At 51.1% G+C, this 16,929-nt stretch carries 9 protein-coding genes; 5 read left to right on the plus strand and 4 right to left on the minus strand.

What is annotated here, in order from left to right:
- Positions 1-922 precede the first annotated feature (922 nt).
- From ACG2E4_RS15740 to ACG2E4_RS15755, 4 genes are all read right to left on the minus strand, one after another.
- Positions 923-2,269, minus strand: a complete 1,347-nt coding sequence (locus tag ACG2E4_RS15740) for a hypothetical protein (RefSeq protein WP_395277169.1) — start codon at positions 2,267-2,269, stop codon at positions 923-925.
- A 229-nt stretch (positions 2,270-2,498) separates the two neighbouring features.
- Positions 2,499-4,355 (minus strand): exodeoxyribonuclease V subunit alpha, encoded by a 1,857-nt coding sequence (gene recD, locus ACG2E4_RS15745; protein ID WP_395277170.1) that lies wholly within the window; start codon positions 4,353-4,355, stop codon positions 2,499-2,501.
- Complete coding sequence (recB, locus tag ACG2E4_RS15750) at positions 4,352-7,936, minus strand: exodeoxyribonuclease V subunit beta (protein WP_395277171.1); 3,585 nt, start codon at positions 7,934-7,936, stop codon at positions 4,352-4,354. The genes recD and recB overlap by 4 nt, the downstream gene beginning before the upstream one ends.
- The gene (locus ACG2E4_RS15755; protein WP_395277172.1) at positions 7,929-11,150 is read right to left on the minus strand and encodes an exodeoxyribonuclease V subunit gamma; all 3,222 of its coding nucleotides are present in this window, start codon (positions 11,148-11,150) and stop codon (positions 7,929-7,931) included. Before ACG2E4_RS15755 ends, recB begins: the two co-directional genes overlap by 8 nt.
- A gap of 430 nt (positions 11,151-11,580) precedes the next feature.
- Here ACG2E4_RS15755 and ACG2E4_RS15760 point away from each other — a divergent pair, with 430 nt between their 5' ends.
- The 5 genes from ACG2E4_RS15760 to ACG2E4_RS15780 are packed head-to-tail and all read left to right on the plus strand — an operon-like array spanning position 11,581 to position 16,926.
- The gene (locus ACG2E4_RS15760; protein WP_395277173.1) at positions 11,581-12,246 is read left to right on the plus strand and encodes a thymidine kinase; all 666 of its coding nucleotides are present in this window, start codon (positions 11,581-11,583) and stop codon (positions 12,244-12,246) included.
- Positions 12,239-13,573 carry a NupC/NupG family nucleoside CNT transporter gene (locus ACG2E4_RS15765; RefSeq protein WP_395261888.1) on the plus strand — a complete coding sequence of 445 codons (1,335 nt, stop codon included), beginning with the start codon at positions 12,239-12,241 and terminating at the stop codon, positions 13,571-13,573. The genes ACG2E4_RS15760 and ACG2E4_RS15765 overlap by 8 nt, the downstream gene beginning before the upstream one ends.
- Before the next feature lie 15 nt (positions 13,574-13,588).
- Positions 13,589-14,518 (plus strand): peptidyl-prolyl cis-trans isomerase, encoded by a 930-nt coding sequence (locus ACG2E4_RS15770; RefSeq protein WP_395277174.1) that lies wholly within the window; start codon positions 13,589-13,591, stop codon positions 14,516-14,518.
- Entirely contained in the window at positions 14,511-15,923 is a 1,413-nt protein-coding gene (locus ACG2E4_RS15775) for a peptidylprolyl isomerase (protein ID WP_395277175.1), read from the plus strand. Before ACG2E4_RS15770 ends, ACG2E4_RS15775 begins: the two co-directional genes overlap by 8 nt.
- A gap of 10 nt (positions 15,924-15,933) precedes the next feature.
- Positions 15,934-16,926 carry an AAA family ATPase gene (locus ACG2E4_RS15780; protein WP_395261885.1) on the plus strand — a complete coding sequence of 331 codons (993 nt, stop codon included), beginning with the start codon at positions 15,934-15,936 and terminating at the stop codon, positions 16,924-16,926.
- Positions 16,927-16,929 lie beyond the last annotated feature (3 nt).

Genomic DNA, 16,929 nt, shown 5'->3' on the forward strand with positions numbered 1-16,929 from the left:
AAGGGAAATTCCCTGCATGCAATTGTCATTAAAAATACTCTAATTCATTGGTAACCAATGAATTAATATGGTTATGAGGATGCCCTAGTTATTGGGACCTATCCATAACCTGCCATTTTGTTGTGCGGCAACTGTACCACCGACCTTTGTGAACTTAAACGGGAGTAAAACTTCCTCAGAACGAGGAATTTAGGATTTTTCAAAGCCCTCTGTAAAATGAAAAGGACCGGCTATCAACCGGCCCTTTTCTTTTACGTTGGCTTTTTCGGGGTACAACAAAAATGAGATCTGATGTTCTCATCATTCAATTATAGGCAGTTCTTTAAAAAATGTTTCTGAAAATCAGAATTTTTTTTGCCCGCATGTATAATACCTCGGGCACCTGCATTAACAAAAAGGTCAATTTCTCCCTAAAGCCCTGTCTTTTAAACGTCAGATTCCACTTTTGTTCTACTGTAAGTATATAAATAACAATGTTTTGTAATTAAATTCAATAAGATAAATTACGTAATTATTATTCCATCCTTCGGTAACATATCTACACTATTTTTCCACGGATAACCACCTAACCCGGATTATTCACCAGGAAATTTGGTTGTGCACGAGGCGAAGGAAACATGACCGCGGAATAGTACATATGTACAGTGAGCACCTCATGTTTACTTCAACGAAGTGCACGGCCCAATTTCGCAGCTATTTGTGAGGATACCCAAATTTGAGCTACCGGGTACTTCCGCTAGATATCATAATATCATTGGCTTAAGCCGTAATTTGTTCTACTTCGTGAATAATCCGGGTTAAGAGCAAAAACTAAACGAAAACAATACATTAATAATTGTTTGTGAATGCGTTCATTTTGTCCCTAAAAAAGGTATCCCGAACAAAAATCTGTTCGGGATACCAGTAGTTCACCTATTAAAAGTTAGTTGGCAAGATTTGCCAAGATCATGACATCCGCCACCAGTTGGACTTCAGCTTCAGATGCTGCCGAAAATGCTTCTTCAACAATCGTTCGCACCTCGGATATGAACGTCGCATATGCATCTGCGATCAGCTGGGTATCGATAGTGGCTTCCAGCGAAGACTCCAGGGAGGCTTTCGCTCCATTACTCTGGTTAATCTGAAGATGTATGTTCGTGATTGTTTCGGAGCTGGCAGAAAACTCTTGAGAAAGAATATCGACGATTGACTCGTTATACGCATCAAAAGCAGCGTCAATATCCTCTTTTGTCGCCCCGCTGGTTGCCTTTATGTCACTTCGCAGCGCCAATGCCGCATCTGCCGCCAACTGGATATTTGATTCGGCAACATCAGCTGTTTCCATCCGGGTTTGTACAGCGGCATCGATGGCGTGGGAAGTCAGCAAGGCGACGTTTGTTCGCACTTCGGAAGCAGCTTCAGCAGAGAGTTCGCTGCTGTGCTTGACCAACACGCGTCCCGACATCTCCCTGGCCATGGCGTAGATACCAGCGTCGATATCCGCATCTGCGTGTGCACTTACAATGGCCTCTGCGAACGTCTCCATTGCCGCTTCCCGCTGTTCTGCAGTGGTAGCAGCGTGAAGCTCACTTTCAAGCTGAACCTGTGCTTCATTCTTTGCCTCCATCACCTGCTGTTTCTGTTCCTGGGTGAGGCTGGCAGATTGCCCGGCAAAAAACTCTGCTCGAGCTTGTGCTTCAGCGACCAGTGCTTCGGCAAAGCTGGAAGCCGCCCCGGTATTATTCCTGATCTCAGAAGAGACCCGGCTCCCGATATACGCCTCAATATCAGCCTTTGAAACAAGATCAGTGTGCCCTTCTGCTATCAACTCGGTAAGGACGTCTGCCTCGGCAGAGGATTCTTCGGTTAACGGCTGAACCTGTACCGTGGATCCACTTTCAAGCTGAGCCGTTAGAAATGCCTTCCACTGTTGACTGTTTTGTTCAGCCAAAATCAGGATCTGTTGACCGGAACCGGCTGCAGCTTCCGTATCGATATTAAGGGAAAATTCCCCTTCCGCGTTGGTTTCTGTTTCAGCTCCGGAAATTGTTTCAAGGCTGCCGTCAGCGGTAATCCTGGCAGCTGTAACAGTAGCGCCTTCCACCGATGCGGCTGTTTCGGAAAATGCAGAGGACTTGGCTTTGTTTTGTGAGCCGTCATCTTCCACCTTTCCCTCAACGGTTGCGGTTTCCTCTCCCGGACCAGTGGTACTCGTGTTGTTATCACAAGCGGTCCCAAGTAAAGTTAATGCTAAAAGTACAATTAGTGATTGTGTCTGTAGATGTCTCATACCTCAACTAGTTAGTTGCGATTTATTTGAGACTATTTATAAAACCAAGAGCAGAATTTGTTTCATAGTTTTTATGAGATGCGGTTCAGGGGTTTAATTTGGTATCCTCAAAAAGTCACGAAACCCTTTTGCGAGCAAGGAGTGTTCCTTTTTGTGTGAACAACAATAAACGGTTGGGAATTAGTAATGAATGGTGAAATCACAAGACCCTGGCGTGAGTGGTGGACAGTCAGGAAAGGGCTCCCTGCTGTCCGGTCTTCCACAGACGATCCTTCAATCCTGATGAGCGGTCAATTTTTCGCTTTACGGTTCCTTCCAGTACCTGTTTATCCCCAATAATTGTGCACCGCTCTCGAGATCGGGTCACAGCCGTATAGAGCATTTCTCTTGACGAAACTTGTGAAACACGGGGAGGCAGAATCACGGCGATGGTATTAAACTCCGACCCCTGGCTTTTGTGTACTGTAGTTGCGTAGGCTGTTTCAATAGCAGAGAGACGAGAAGGGTAAAAGGATCGGTATGTGCCCCCACTTTCAGGAAAATAGACTTTGAGATCACCATTTTCATCTTTGAGCGTAATCCCCAGCTCCCCATTGCGAAGTCCCAGGGAATAATCATTGCGGGTAACCATAACCCGCTTGCCCGCATACCACTCAGAGGCAGCGGGAATTACATTTTGTTCACGAAGCACCTGTTCCACCACCCGATTGATCTGCTCAGCACCCTGTGGTCCCCTGCGGTGCACGCACAATACCCCAAGATTGTCAATAGCGTTCAGGGCCTTTTCAATCTCTGTTTCAGTGAACAAGCTCAAGAATCCGGGAGTCAACGTTTCTGAAAGAATCTCCTTAAACGACCGGAAATCCCGGAACTCCTTAAGCGTTACATCCTGCAACTCCGGGTCGTCAAGAATTGCTGACACTTTTCCTGTATTCCCGCTCAGGATCGATGATGCCAGCCGACCAATTCCGCTCGCCTTTCCAAAACGGTAGCTTTTCTCCAGCAGCACAATATGATCGGTCAGGGGCTTTGGATCAGGATGGCGACAGCGGTCCGGAATCTTTAGACCCACCTGGCGTGCATCTTCCAGGAATGATGTCGAAAACCGGTTGTCAGTATCCGCACAGATGCTGCCCATAACAGCTCCCGCCTCCACCGAAGCCAACTGGTCTTTGTCTCCGAGCAAGATCAGCCTGGCGTGGGCCGGCAGCGCCTCCACAAGCTTGACCATCAGAGCCAGGTCGATCATCGAGGCCTCGTCAATAACCACCAGATTGTAAGGCAATGGATTGTCCCTGTTGTATTTGAACTCCGATCCATGACGGCGCGCTCCCAGCAGCTTGTGTATTGTATATGCCTGGTCCGGCAACATTGATAAAGCCTGCTCTCCCGGCTGAAAACGGTTCAGCGTGTTGTTGACCGATTCCATCAGCCTTGAAGCCGCCTTGCCTGTCGGTGCGGCCATCGCCACGTGCTTGAGATGACCAAGACGTGCCATCAACAACAAAATCTTGACCACCGTCGTAGTTTTTCCCGTTCCCGGACCGCCGGAAATCACCACAAATTTCTTTCGGAAAGCGGTCCAGGCTGCTACTTTTTGCCAATCCGTTTCTGTTTCGGCAGAATCAAAACTGAATAGCTTCTCAAGTTCAACTTGTAGTTTTTCCATGTTTACCGGCTTTTCATCCTCGACGGCCCGAGTCCGAAGCTGATCGGCCAGCAACGCTTCATAGGTCCAATACTTATGCAGGTAAAGCCTGTGGTTCCGGTCCAGTATCAGGGGTCGGGCTTCTCCCGGCATGCCGACCGATCTGCTCTGTTTTAGCCTGGAGACCCAATCTTCCAGTTTTGGGGCCGCTACTCCATCAAAGCTGTTGTTGCCAAAAAGGCTCGTTTCCGCTTCATCGGCAAGTTTTACACATACATCGCCATTCTCCACCCGCTGGGATGCCAGGCATCCGGCCAGGAGCATCTCGTCACTGCATTCCGGGTCAATACGATGAAGGAACAGGCAAAACTGGTATGAAATTTCAGAGAGCTCTCCCCGATCGCGTGCCGCCGCAAGTTGTGTCATCAGTTCAGTCATTTCCCGGCCTCCATTCTAAAAAGCTGGTCCAGTTGCCGGATTTTCTGCAGGTCCGGCTTATCATAAAAGATTCCGTTTCGATCTGCCCCCCCTGTCATGCCACGGACAAACAGGTAGAAGACCCCTCCAAAATGAGTTTCGTACGCATAGTTCGGAACCCGTTGTTCCAGGTAACGGTGCAGCGCAACCGCGTAGATATGGTATTGCACGTCATATCCCGCCAAATTCATCTCTTCCCTGAGTATTCCGGGCGTATAATCCCGGAGCGCATCTCCCAGATAATTTGTTTTATAGTCGGCAATAAAAAATTGGCCGTCAAAGGCAAAGACCAGATCGATATATCCCTTCATAAATCCTTCGTTAATCACTGTTGCCGGACCGGCACGCCTGCCGCGAATAATGTTCACAAGCGCATCTCTCAGGAACGACCGCAAGTCAAAATAGAACTCCATCTCCTTGAGCAGCTTTTTTTCCTCCAATCGATTCAGGGATAGTCCCTCTTTCAGCGGCTTCTGAAGTACCGTTTGCACCATCCGTTTTACAACCGGAAGCCACTCCGGCTCAAATCCGAACTGGTCGAGGTTATAGGCTATCACCTCATCTAGGTCCTCCCCACCGGCGAACCGCAGATCTTCAAAGATGGTATGCACGCAGGTGCCGGCCTGGGGGCCTTTGGGAAAGGTGAATATGGTACGCTCCGGGTCGTCGTCCGTAATCCCGCGCTCTTCCGGGAGGAAAAACTCGTCGTCCGGATCTTCATCCCCTCTGTCGGAAGAAGGATGCATGATGGAAGAAAAGCTGGACACGATCGAACGCGACTGAACAGCTTTTGCGGCGGTCAGTTGCCGGCAGCTTCGTGATTTATCGTCGCTTTCGGCGGCCCTGAATTCGGTGTAACTCTGGTCGTTAATTACTTCGCGGGCAAAGAGATTGCTATGTTCTGCAAGCAGTGACTCCAGCGCCTTGCGTAATTTTTCCGGGGGAAGAGAGGACGAATTTTCGGCAGTACCGATCTTGGCCACCAGTTGCTGATCAATCTCCTCTTTCCCGAGCAACAGGTAGCCCAGTGGCGAAAATTCAATGCCGCTGGCCGATTCATAAACAATCCGGCAATGCTGCTTGGCCCTTGTCAATGCAACATACGCCAGGCGGAGACTTTCAGAGAGCTCTTCCCTCGCGGCCTCCAACCGGTGCCGGCGGCGGGCCGGATTCCCTTTTTCATTCAGATCGATTGCCGCCTGGTGCCGGTCTTCGCTGTCGTGGTAGAGAAAGGGGTCGCCTTTATCTGAAAAGTGGGCTCCATCCCACAAAAAAGGACAATACACGATGGGATATTCCAATCCCTTGCTCCGGTGCATGGTGACGATACGAACCAGCTCCTCATCGCTTTCCAGCCGCAGCTGTTCCTCCTCAATTCTATTATCAGGCTCCCTCCTTTTCCGGGAGAGCCATTTGACCAGCTCAAACATCCCCTCCTGGTGTTCCTGCTCTCTTGCCTGCAACAGCTCGCCGAGCTGAAGCGTGTTCGTCAACTTCCGCTCCCCCTGTTCAAGTCCCACAAGATGCTGCTCAACCTCGGCATCCAGGAGAAATGACCGAAACATCGAGGAGAAACCCCGTTCGAGCCAGATCCGGTTCCATTCCGAAAACCGGGATACATTTTCTGTCCACGCCTGTTCATCCTCTTTAAATCGAAGCAGGTCGTGAGCGTCGTACTCAAATAGTCCAGTAGCCAGTACGGTCCGAACGAGCTCGTCATTTCGAGGCTCGGCCACCGCCTTTAACAACAGCTCTATGTTGCGGGCTTCCCCGGTTTCAAAAACACTTTTTTCACTGTACTGAACGCATTTGATACTCCTCTGCTCCAGCTTCTCCCGTATCAGGTCGGCCTGTCGGTGAGTACGAACCAGGATCGCGATATCCTTCGGGCGAACCGGGTTCTCCCCGATGGTGGCGCCGCCCGACTGGCCCCTGTTCAACAGTCTCGATATCGACTCCGCTGTCACCCCGGCTGCACGTTCGCGGGCTTCCCCTTTATTTACTTGCTCACCTGGATTAACATGCTCTGATTCAGAAAACTGCAGCAGCGGCGGTTTCTTTCCCTCTTGGATAAAGGGCTTCACCTCAATATCAGCTGCCTGCACCGGGGCAAATGAAATATCGTCTACCCAGAATGGAGACTCTTGGTCAAACAGCGCATTGACCGCCCCTATAAGATCCGGATCTGACCGAAAATTACGATCCAGGCTGTATTGCTGGTTTTCCGGTACCCCGTTACGGGCATTGAGGTAGGAAAAAACATCGGCGCCGCGAAAACTGTAGATCGACTGCTTGGGATCGCCGACCAGGAACAAGGCGGTATCCGGGGAGTCCGCGGGATAGATGGTTTCCAATATATTGTACTGGATAGGATCGGTGTCCTGGAACTCATCAACCAGGGCGACCGGAAATTTTTCCCGGAGAAATGACGCTAACGTCGTACCGGTGGGAACTCGGTTCAGGGCCTCCTGCAGCAATACCAGCAGGTCGTCATATCCCATTACGCCAGCAGACTGCTTGCGCTCCCGAACACCGCTCCGGCCGTAGTTGATCATCTCTTTCTTAAACTCGGGAATCCAGCTCCGAACCCGATCGGCCTGCTCAATAAACGCTTTTACGCAGTAAAAGAAAGGGTGCTGCGGGGGCGATTCCCCCTTTTTTGTGCCGTACTCACGGATATAGTCGATAGAAAAGCGATCCAGTTTATCCGGGAATGCAAGTGAGGGAAGTTCTTTCTCCAGCCATTCGGTTATCGCTTCCATCCAGGGATCGAGATACCGGGATTGGTACTTTCTTCCATCCATCGCATCTGAGAGCAACAGTTTCTGGATATCCCCCTGATTCCCAACCCAGTTATCTTTCAGTTTTTCAAAAAGCTGCTTGAGCTCTTCAAGTTCTTCCGGTCGTGTGGCTTCGGCAGTTACATCCACGCTGAGTTTCAGGTAGGGTTTTCCCAGTCCGGCAGCAACAATGGTTGCAAGCTTGTCCGGCAGGTAGCCTTCCTCTCTCAGAATGTTCAGCCAAATACGTTGGTGCAGGGTGCTCTCAGACTCTTCCACCAGGTTTCTCCACCAGTCGTCGACGACCTCCTGGACCAGTTCGGTATCGTCGGCCACCAGTTCGGTGTCGAACGTAATCCCGCTTAAAAATGATTGTTCCTGGAGCGCTCGCTGGCAAAAACTGTGAATCGTAAAGATGGATGCCTCATCAAAATTATGTAATGCCTTCTCCAGCAGCTTCACGGCCTTGTCCCGTTTCTCAATATAGTCCAGGAGCTGTACCAAAAATTCATCGCCTTCTGGTGCCTCTCCCCTGCTTAGCACCTGTACCGAGTCTCGCAGCCGGGACATAATACGCTCTTTAAGTTCAGCCGTAGCCGCCTTGGTATAGGTTAAAACGAGGATCTCATCCACCGCTGTCTCCTTTTCCAAAATACTGCGAATAAAAAGCGAGGTGATATTATAGGTTTTCCCGGTTCCGGCACTGGCTTCCACCAGGTGTTGCCCTTTCAGTGATATGGAAAACGGGTGTAGCTCAGTCAAAAATATTCTCCTGTTTTAGTGATTCCAGCGCCGGCTTCCATATTTCGAGGGAAAGGTCCTTAAACTCCTGGCAGTCAATGGAATAGCGATTTGTAAACAGAATTTTATTATAAGGATCCTCTTTCTCACTTCGGGCAGGATTCCAGCTGTTTTCCCACTGTTTTTTTGCCTTGCTCATAGCTTCATCGTGATCCTTTCCGTTGATCACCATTTCATGGGCAAAGGTAAATGAGGAATCTGCAAACAGCGGCATCTTCTGGTGCAGGCCTCCCCAGTACCGTCGGATCAGTGAATCCAGCCGGTCCCGGGCGTGTTCCACCCCACCATAGAGATTGAATCCCGGCCTGGCATTCTTTTTCGTCAACAGCAGGCTCTCGTAGCTGTGGTCAAGGCCCTTTACCTGCAACAGCACCAGGTGGTAAATCCACAGCTGAATTAAATCTTTCGGCCGCAGGCTGCCGTACCGGATAAAAATCTGGTAGTTGGCATGAAGGGAATCGAGCACCCCGGTCAGGTGAAAATCCCCGAACTCCAGGCTCACTTCCACCCGGTCAAGCCTGGGCTTGTCAAGTAACCTGCCGGCGGCCAAACTGAATTCCGAAACCTCCTCAACCTTCTCCACAAATTCCTGGTGCCCCGGCCACCCCTCGGGCAGCAGGCCGCGCGCCTTGGCAATCGGTTCAAATGCCTTGATATCCTTGTTGTTGAGCCAGCGCATCAGAAGCTCTTTACCCAGCTTGTATCCCTCCAGGCCATCCAGCTGGAAAGGTTCTCGATCATCTGAAATAACCTCCTCGTCCCGGAACCGGATACCCAGCCGCTGTTCCGCCAGATACCGCGCGGGATGTGCGTAAAACCGGGCTAAATCCTGAATCGATACCTGCTTAAAGGTGGCATCAGCTTCATTAAGATTTTTATCCTCCCCGAGCAGGGGGACTTCCCCCCGGGTTTTACGGCTGGAAAGCTGAGTGTTTACTTTATATGCTGTAGGAGAATAGGAAAAAAGATCGCTCGATTCAGTAAAATAACGGTCACTGAAAGCTTGCAGCGGATGTTCCGTGATAATCTCCCGCCGTTTCATCTCCTGCCTCTGCTGCAGGTAATCCAGCAGTTCGCTTATCATCACAGAAGGCGGGCGGCTGGAGTCGTCACGATTGCTCTGGCCCACGTAACTCAGGTACAATAGTTCCCTGGCAGACCGCATTATCTCAAGGAAAAGATAGCGATCGTCATTTCTCTGCAGGCGATCCCCTTTCTGGGGATTGTGAGCAATCAGGTCAAAGTCGGGGGAAACCTTGTTTCTCGGAAAAGCCTCGTTATTCATCCCGATCATCCCGATCACCCTTGAAGGAATATTTCGCATCTGGTCCACCCCGCTGAATATAACGCCATGCCCGAAATAACCGCCCCGGGCGGCTTCGCCCGTTAATTTATTTTCAAGATAGTCCAGGACTACCCTGAAGTTCAGCTCTTGCCAGTATCCGCCCAGCTCCGTCGACTCCCTCATGCCGGAGACCAGCGACTTTACCCCCTGGAAAGCCCGGTAATACTCCTCATCAGCTGGCAAAAATGTCTCAATCCAGGTATTGATTAGCATTGACCACTCTTTGGGCTCCAATTTCTCACGCGTATTACTTCGAGCATTATTTATCTCATTCAGAAAGCGGGAAAATTTTCCCAGCAACGTGGCATCCTCGCTGCTCTCAATCCGATTGTACGGGAATACGCCCTCAAATATCTCCTCATCCATCCGGGAAGCAAAGCCCAGCAACATCCGATCAAGCCCGGAAATCCAGGTAAATCGGGCCGTTCCCGGAAGGTCAGCCTTTTTCTTGTCATCGCCGCTGAGCCCCCACCGCACCCTGGTCTCCTTCACCCAGCGCTGTATCCGCTCCAGCTCATCTTCCGTTATATCAAACCGCTGGCGGACCGGCCGGGCCGAAAGCAGGTCCAGCACTTCCGTTACCTTAAACCTGCTCTCAAGCAGATTCAGCAGCTTCGAAAACGTGTTAAAAAGCTCCTTCCGGGTCCCGGTCTGGTCATCAACAATGTGATACGGAATATTCGGCAGTGCGTCGCCGGGAGTCCCGAATACCGCCTGGATAAAGGGGGCGTAGGTCTGGATATCGGGACAAACAATCAGGATATCATCGGGCTCCAGGTCGGCATTTTGCTCAAAAAGATCCAGTATATTCATATAAAGAACCTCTATCTCGCGAAGCGGGCTGTGGCAGGAGTGGATCTGAATACTGATATCCGATTGTCCGAAATTGAAAAAAGTCCCCCCTTTTTGATCGAAAAGATCCATCGTTTGATATTTTGGGACGACCGGCCCCTCCCCCCTGTCATTTTCTATGACCACCTCGTTCACAGGTATATTATTCCGGGTAGAATATTTTTGAAAAAGTTCCAAAAACTCCATTCCCTCAGTACCCCAGGAATCCCTCAGCATGCCAGGCGTATTTTCCATTAGCGGATTCATCCAAAACCACCGAATATCGACGATCTCCGAGAGTGTAACAAACAGTTCAATGGAGGATTCAGGCAGGCTGGAAAGTCCGAATAGGGTTATTCGCTCCGGCAGCGAATCTGAAGGCAAAACCCCGGTTTCCATCCGCTTCATAAATGTTTCATGAATTTCCGCACGATGGTTCCACTCAAGTTCCGTGAATATCTCCATCCAACGATTTTTGAGGCCCCGCCAAAGTGCGGCCTGCCAGGCTTCCGGGGCGCCAAGGCCAATATGTTCATTTTTCTCCCATTGCAGTAGCATCTGGGGGCGGTACACCAAATACTGGTCAAACAGGTCGCCAATACGATTTGCCAGTTTCCACGCTTTTAGGGGATTCCACTCACCGTTATTTTCGCGCATATAATGCCATACAGCCAGGTATGGCGACTGCTTTGGCAGCTCCCCGAGCAACTGGTAGAGCGCCCAGGTCATCGGCTCGCGGTCAGACGGGAGATCTTTGGGAATATCTGTCCCCATGCAGCGATACAGGCTCCATACGCGTTCCGCCGGAAATTCAAACTTCAGGTTGGCCGCAATTCCGGTGCTGCGGGCCATACGGGTCGACAGCCACCGTGCCATTCCGTGGTTTTGAACAATCACAATCTCCTGCGCAAGGGGATCCCGGAGCGGCTCTTCAGTATAGAGTTCCATCATCTCATCAGCCAGAAGCTCCAGTTTAGATCCGCGATAGAATGTGAGCATAAATGTTTATTTTCAGAGGACTTTGCAAAACCGTTATGATGCCCAAGTCAGTATTTTCACGAGCCCGATATCCTTACGTTGCAGGATATAATCTTTGGCTTTGAATTCGCTCAGAGTTTGAACTCAGGCAAAATCCCTGGTTTTTCAAATCATTTTACAAAAGGTGTGTTATTCAGGAACCTAAAGTAACAATATGTTACAACAGGATAAAAGCTCTTTTACACTTTACAGGGTTGAAATTTCAACCGGACTGCTCCAGTAACTTCCTGCTCTGGCCGTTCCCGCTTTGTTTGCGGGCAACCCCGGAGTTCCTCCCGTTAACCGCTCAAACCGCGGGCATTCATTTTTTCTTTTTAGCCTGCACACAGATATATTCAAAGCCAATTGCCACATTTTATCCCGATCCTTACAACAACCAACAACAAGTTCGATGCTTTACGAACCATCCATAATTCCCAGCAATGTCGGCTGGATTGAAGTGATTTGCGGGGGAATGTTCAGTGGAAAGACCGAGGAGCTTATCCGCAGAGCCAAACGAGCACACATTGCGGGCCAGCGGGTGGTCATCGTAAAGCCGGCCGTCGACAACCGTTACAGTGACAAAGAGATTGTCTCGCATGATGAGTCTGCCCTGCCCGGACTGGTGGTAGATACGGCCGACCAGATGGTGCTGCTGACCGGAGAATCGGATGTCATCTGTGTTGATGAAGCCCAGTTTTTTGACAACAGGATCATCCAGGTTGCCAACTCACTGGCCAATGATGGCAAGCGGGTCATCGTTGCCGGGCTCGACATGGATTATGAAGGCAACCCGTTCGAGCCAATGCCCCAGCTGCTGGCGATCGCTGAATATGTAACGAAACTGCACGCCGTCTGCTCAGAAAGCGGCGTAATGGCCCACTATTCCCAGCGAATCGTGGAAAATAAAGATCGCATGCTGGTCGGAGAGTCGGAGGCGTATGAGCCGCGCGCCCGGCATTGTTTTCGTCCGCCCGTTGACAAACGGCGGGGAAAGCCGATACAACCCCTTAAAACCGAAGCTGAGAGAACCCGGAATCAAACCGAATCACATAAAAACGCTGATTCAGATGAGTGACATCCTCCGAGGCATCATTGGCATGGCGGCGATCATTGTGCTGGCCTGGGCCGCCAGCAATAATCGAAGGCGGGTGAACTGGCGCCTGGTGGGCACGGGACTCGGAATTCAGTTTTTACTGGCTGTTTTCATTTTGAAAGGGGATGCCCTCGCCTCGGCATGGTCTCCTCTCGGGTGGCCCAAGGCATTTTTTAGCTGGCTCTCCTCGTTTTTTGTCATCGTCCTGGATTTTACTACCGAGGGAGCCATATTTATTTTCGGTGACCTGGCCAAAAGCCCCGGCACGGAGGGAAGCCTGGGCAACTTTTTTGCCTTCCAGGTGCTGCCGACCATCGTATTCTTCGCTTCCCTTACGGCGGTTCTTTACCACTACGGGATTTTACAGCGGCTGGTTGAATATATGGCCAAAGGCATGCAGAAATTGATGGGCACATCGGGGGCAGAATCACTTTCTGTCGTATCCAACATATTTGTGGGACAGACCGAAGCGCCGCTGGTGGTCAAACCGTTTATCTCGCGGATGACCCAGTCTGAGCTGCTGGCGGTAATGACGGGGGGCATGGCCACCATCGCCGGCGGAGTGATGGCCGCCTACGTCCAGATGCTGGGGGACTCCTACGCCCAGGCCCAGGGAGTGGCACTGGATGTCGGCCGCCTGATGTTCGCAGAACAACTACTGGGTGCCAGCCTTATGGCTGCCCCCGCTGCCCTGGTCATCGCCAAAATTTTATACCCGGAAACCGGCGAACCCGAAACCAGTGGCGAGGTAAAAATGGATATTGAACGACCTGATGCCAACGGCATTGATGCGGCGGCGAGCGGGGCCGCTACCGGACTCAAACTGGCAGGCAACGTGGGGGCAATGTTATTGGCGTTCATCGCGTTACTTGCTATGGGGAATTACTTCCTGGAGGAGATCGGGCAGCTCACCGGCATCAACAGCATGATACCCGGCGGCGCCCTGCGTATTGAAACAATCCTGGGATGGCTGATTTCCCCGGTAGCATATATTGTCGGGGTCCCGTGGGCCGATGCGGTAAATATGGGATCACTGCTGGGTACCAAAATTGTACTGAATGAATTTGTAGCGTATACCCAGCTCGCCGAGCTGGTCGAAACGGCATCACTCACACAGAAAACCACGACCATGGCCACATTTGCTCTTTGTGGATTCGCAAATTTTTCTTCTATTGCGATACAGATCGGCGGCATCGGGGGACTGGCACCCAACCGAAAATCAGATCTTGCACGTTTTGGCATCAAGGCGGTCGTCGCTGGCAGCATGGCAAACCTGATGACAGCCACCATTGCAGGAATGCTCTACTAAATTAAATTACTGTTTATGTTGAAGGTGACAAACAATTATGTGTTTCTGTTGACGATACTCATTCCCGTTTTACTGGCGGGCTGCCAGCAACGGGTACAAACCTCGAATGAAGGTCAGCTGGCCCGGGTCGGAAATACAGTACTCACAATTGATGAAGCAGCGGAGCGGGCCCCGGAATTCCTGTTAAAAGAGGACAGCCTTTCGGCCCTGCAGCGCTACAGGGAGGACTGGATTCGCCGGCAGGTTATTCTGCAGGAGGCGCAGCGACTGGGAGTCAACGAGAACAGGGAGATCCGCAACCGGCTTGAACGCCTCCGGGAAGAGGTACTGGTGCAGGGACTAAAGGACTATGTAATGGCTGAACACGAACAGGACCTGGAAATTACCGATGAGGAAGCCCGAAACTACTATCAACAGTACAAAGACCAGCTGGTGCTCGATGAACGGTATGTCCGGTTCCGCCATGTTGTTACCAATACCCATCAGGACGCACAATCCGCAAAAGACGACCTGATGCGCGGCATAGAATGGCCGGAAGTAGCCCGAACATATTCCAAAAATGGAGAGGCGCGCATCCAGGAGTCAGAAAAGTTTTGGCCGATCTCCATGGCCCTTGCCGACAACACCGTGATGAATACGCTGCTCCAGCGCATTGGTATCACTGAAATATCCCCCATACGTCGTGTAAATGGGGATTATCACTTTATCCAGCTCATGGAAACACGACCGGCGGGTGGCCATCCCGACCTCGACTGGCTGATGGATCAGATCAAGGAATGGCTGCGTATTGAGAAACGAAGACGACATTTCAATTCCTATGTAAAGAATCTTTATCTTAACGCGCAGTCGAATAATGAAATTGAACGGTACAACGTTTTAGAATCCAATATAAACGCAGAAACAACTGAACCCGACACGCTTTTATCCTCAGAATCCAATGAATAATTTTTCTCGCCATATTTTCTTCATTTTTTCAGCTATTGCCGGTTGCCTCTTTTTAACATCTGCGGCAATGGCCCAGCAAAATATGAATAATGACTCCTCAAAAAACCTGGACCGTATTGTTGCGGTGGTTAATAATCACGCGATCCTCAAGTCGGAGGTTGACCAGCAGGTAGCCGACTACATGCTGCAGCTTCGTCGGCAGTCGCAGGAGCGCGAAGTGGAATTCAGTGAGGAGCTCTGGTTTTCGGTGCTGGAAAACATAGTAGAGCGTTACGTGCTCCTCGACAAGGCCCGAGAAGACTCCGTAACCATTACTGATGAGCAGGTGGATCAAAATATTAATCAGCGGATCGACCGCGTGGTTCAACAGCTGGGCAGCGAAGCCGCCGTTGAGCAACAGATGGGAAAAAGTATTGTACAGTTGCGAGCCGACCTGCGCCAGGACTACCGCGAGGAGATGATCGTCCAGAAATACCGCCAGCAAAAGATGCAGGAAGTGGATGTTACCCGGCCCGAGGTAAAACAGTATTTCGAACGTATCCCGCAGGACTCTCTCCCCACGATTCCGGAACAGGTAGCTCTTTCCCAGATCGTAAAAATTCCTCCTCCGCTGGATGATGCCAAGCAGGCCGCCCGCCAGCTGGCCGAACAGCTGCGCGACTCGGTCTTGAACCACGGCAAAAGTATTGAAGAACTGGCGCGTCGCCACAGCGATGGTCCCTCGGCCTCCAACGGCGGAAAACTGCCGATGATGCCCCTTAACGACCTTGTGTCGGCATACTCGGCCGCCGCCTCGGCCCTGCAACCGGGTGAAATCTCCGAAGTGGTGGAAACCTCGTTCGGATTTCACGTGATCCGTCTCAACAAGCGCAGTGGCGACCAGATTGACACCAACCATATTTTGATCAGCATAGACGAGGAGAGCTATGATACGCAGGCGGCTGTCAATACGCTGAACGCAATACGAGACAGCGTACTCACGAATCCGGACATTACCTTTGCGGAGATGGCGCGCAAGCACTCCGACGATCCCCAAACCGCCCCCCAAGGGGGACGCATGCTGGATCCTCAAACCGGCAATCGGCTGATTCCGCTCTCGCAGCTCGACCCGGCGATGTACCGAATTGTGCTGCTGCTCGACGAGGAGGGACAGATATCGGAGCCGAAGCAGTTCAACACCGGGAGCGGCAACAATGCTCGAACCGCCTACCGGATTGTCCGTCTCGACCGGCGCGTGCCGGAACACGTAGCCAACCTGGAACAAGATTATGAACAGATTAAAAACATCGCCCTGCAGGAGAAACAGTACCGGATGATGCGCGAATGGATCAACGACTTGCGCGATGAAGTGTATATCGAATACAAAATTCCGGTCCCAGAACAAATTGCACAGCAAACCCGATAATTATTACTTCATGAAACCCATTCCAGATGAACCTGTTGAGGCGGTCGATTTTTTCCAGGAATCAGTTGAAAATATTAAACATCAGATTGGCAAGGTGGTAGTCGGGCAAAAAACGATTATTGATCAACTGCTGGTATGCCTTTTTTCACGGGGACATTGCGTACTCGTGGGAGTTCCCGGCCTGGCCAAAACGTTGTTGATTCGAACCGTCGCCCAAACCCTCAATCTTTCTTTCAGTCGCATTCAGTTCACCCCCGACCTGATGCCGGGCGATATCACCGGCACCGAAATTGTGGAGGAGGACCGGCAGACCGGGGGCAAGACGTTTAAGTTCGTGAAAGGGCCAATCTTCGCCAACATCATTTTGGCCGATGAGATCAACCGGACCCCTCCCAAAACACAGGCCGCCCTGCTGGAGGGGATGCAGGAATACCATGTAACAGCCGCTGGAAATACGTACGACCTGGACCGCCCCTTTTTTGTGCTGGCTACTCAAAACCCCATCGAACAGGAAGGAACCTATCCCCTGCCCGAGGCCCAGCTGGATCGTTTTATGTTTAATCTCTGGCTCGACTACCCCTCCCTGGATGAGGAGATGGATATCGTAAGCCAAACCACGGCACCCCAGGATGTGCAGGTCGAATCAGTATTGGAGTCTTCCCAGATTCAGGAACTACAGGAACTGGTACTGGAGGTTCCTGTTCCCGAAAGCGTGCTCAACTATGCGGTCCGGATGGTCACGATGTCAAGACCGACCTCTGATATTGCCCCCGATTTTGTGAACAAATATCTGAGCTGGGGAGCCGGACCCAGGGCTTCTCAATTCCTGATCCTGGGCGGGAAGGCACGTGCGCTGATGAACGGGCGGTTTAACGTGACGGAAGAAGACATCCAGGCCCTTGCCAAACCGGTATTACGCCATCGCATCATCAATAACTACGCCGCCGAGGCTGAAGGCTTAACCACCGACAAGCTTATTGACAAACTGATCGAAACGGCCTAACAG

It is taken from the genome of Halalkalibaculum sp. DA384, from assembly GCF_043951955.1.
GTDB lineage: Bacteria > Bacteroidota > Rhodothermia > Balneolales > Balneolaceae > JAMQKA01.

Bases quoted from the DNA above. Each gene is read 5' to 3' on its own strand.
- ACG2E4_RS15760 (WP_395277173.1), top strand. From the start codon at position 11,581: ATGCTTTACGAACCATCCATAATTCCCAGCAATGTCGGCTGGATTGAA.
- ACG2E4_RS15780 (WP_395261885.1), top strand. From the start codon at position 15,934: ATGAAACCCATTCCAGATGAACCTGTTGAGGCGGTCGATTTTTTCCAG.
- ACG2E4_RS15740 (WP_395277169.1), bottom strand. From the start codon at position 2,269: ATGAGACATCTACAGACACAATCACTAATTGTACTTTTAGCATTAACT.
- ACG2E4_RS15775 (WP_395277175.1), top strand. From the start codon at position 14,511: ATGAATAATTTTTCTCGCCATATTTTCTTCATTTTTTCAGCTATTGCC.
- ACG2E4_RS15765 (WP_395261888.1), top strand. From the start codon at position 12,239: ATGAGTGACATCCTCCGAGGCATCATTGGCATGGCGGCGATCATTGTG.
- ACG2E4_RS15770 (WP_395277174.1), top strand. From the start codon at position 13,589: ATGTTGAAGGTGACAAACAATTATGTGTTTCTGTTGACGATACTCATT.
- recD (WP_395277170.1), bottom strand. From the start codon at position 4,355: ATGACTGAACTGATGACACAACTTGCGGCGGCACGCGATCGGGGAGAG.
- ACG2E4_RS15755 (WP_395277172.1), bottom strand. From the start codon at position 11,150: ATGCTCACATTCTATCGCGGATCTAAACTGGAGCTTCTGGCTGATGAG.